This is a genomic window from Epilithonimonas hominis (genome assembly GCF_003730015.1).
GTDB lineage: Bacteria > Bacteroidota > Bacteroidia > Flavobacteriales > Weeksellaceae > Epilithonimonas > Epilithonimonas hominis.
In genome coordinates this window covers 1-1390 of record NZ_RJTU01000089.1, presented here as the reverse complement: position 1 = coordinate 1390, position 1390 = coordinate 1, and the positions used below count along the sequence as shown (strand labels likewise).

General features: G+C 37.6%; 1 protein-coding gene. It reads right to left on the bottom strand.

The features are described from left to right. Positions 1-102: 102 nt before the first annotated feature. Positions 103-1305, bottom strand: coding sequence for an IS4 family transposase (locus EGH73_RS13880; protein WP_123282349.1), 1203 nt, complete (start codon positions 1303-1305; stop codon positions 103-105). Between the last annotated feature and the right edge of the window lie 85 nt (positions 1306-1390).

Sequence of the window (1390 nt, the reverse complement as noted above, 5' to 3'; positions counted from 1 at the left end):
ATCATCCTCGTCCGATAAACATTAAGTTATAGATTATATATTTTATATCTTATTGTATATCAGTTTATTAATTTTTCATTTTTACTGATTTCCAAAAACAAGCTACCAATTAAAGGACAATTGTTTGCCATCATCCCGGTCAATAATCCAGTCTTTTTCAGGGTTTTCCAGAAATTTCATCAGGTTGATATTGTTGAACAGATGGATTTTGCAAAAACTAACCAGATTGGAAAATGCCCAATGCCTCTTCAACCTCTTTTTGATGACCGCCAGCAGAAGATTGACCATTAACACACAGTAAATCTGTATTTTGATGGCGTTTTCGTTGTCTCCCAAAAAATATTTCAAAGGAAAATTCTGTTTCAATTGTTTGAACAACAGCTCTATCTGCCATCGGATTTTGTAAAGTGCGGCAATCAAATCGGCTCTCATATCAAACAGATTGGTCAGGAACTCAAACTCCCTTTTGCCCGCACGGTCATAAAAAACCACTTTTCGCAGTCTTAATGTAGAGGTCTTCTTGTCTTTTTTTACTTCAATTTCAATTATTTCATCCTTCAAAATACCGCTGTGGATATGTTCCCCGAGGTCTAATGCTTCAATATTGATGTAAGAAGCATTGTCTTTTATCCGGGTTACAAAGCCTGTTTCTTGCTCGGTAAAATGCTCAAAAGCCTTGTAATCATTGTATCCTTTATCGAAAACATAAACCGTGTTTTTATCGCATTTCAGTTTGTCTAAAAACTCGTGGTCGTGCTTTTTCGCTTCGCTAAACCAAACCAGACCCGGAACGGTTTCATCCGCATTTATCACTGTATGGACCTTGATACCGCCTTTCTTTTTGCCCGTTTTCGGGTTTCTGCCAACACCTTCCAGAATATCCTTAAATAGGCTGATAGTGGTGCTGTCAAAGATTTTTACCTGCTTTTTAATCACATGCTCTATCCGGCTGTCCGATAAAAACCTGCCGTACTGCCTGAGTAGCCCGTGGTAGATATTTTCAAAAACCAAAACGTCTCTTTTCCTGTTGGCATCCGACAAAGTGCTTCTTTTGGGAATATGGCTTAACTGAAAACCGGCTGTTTTTCCCGACAGACCAAGCATTGCCCCCGATATTTCACGTAGTGAGGTACACTTTGAAAACGAACAGAAAAGCATACTTATCAGATGATCTTTGGTTTTAAATCGCTTTGTATACCGGTCAGAATCACACTTTTTTACTTCTTTTCGGATGATGGATTCATCAATTAGTGAAATCAGCTGTCCGAAAACGGATTTTGTCGAAAAATGACTATTTTTACTCATCGTATTTTTTATGTCGCAAACACAAATTTACGATGTTTTCAAGAAGCCATTAAATTGGCTTCTTGTTTTATCGGACAACAATGAT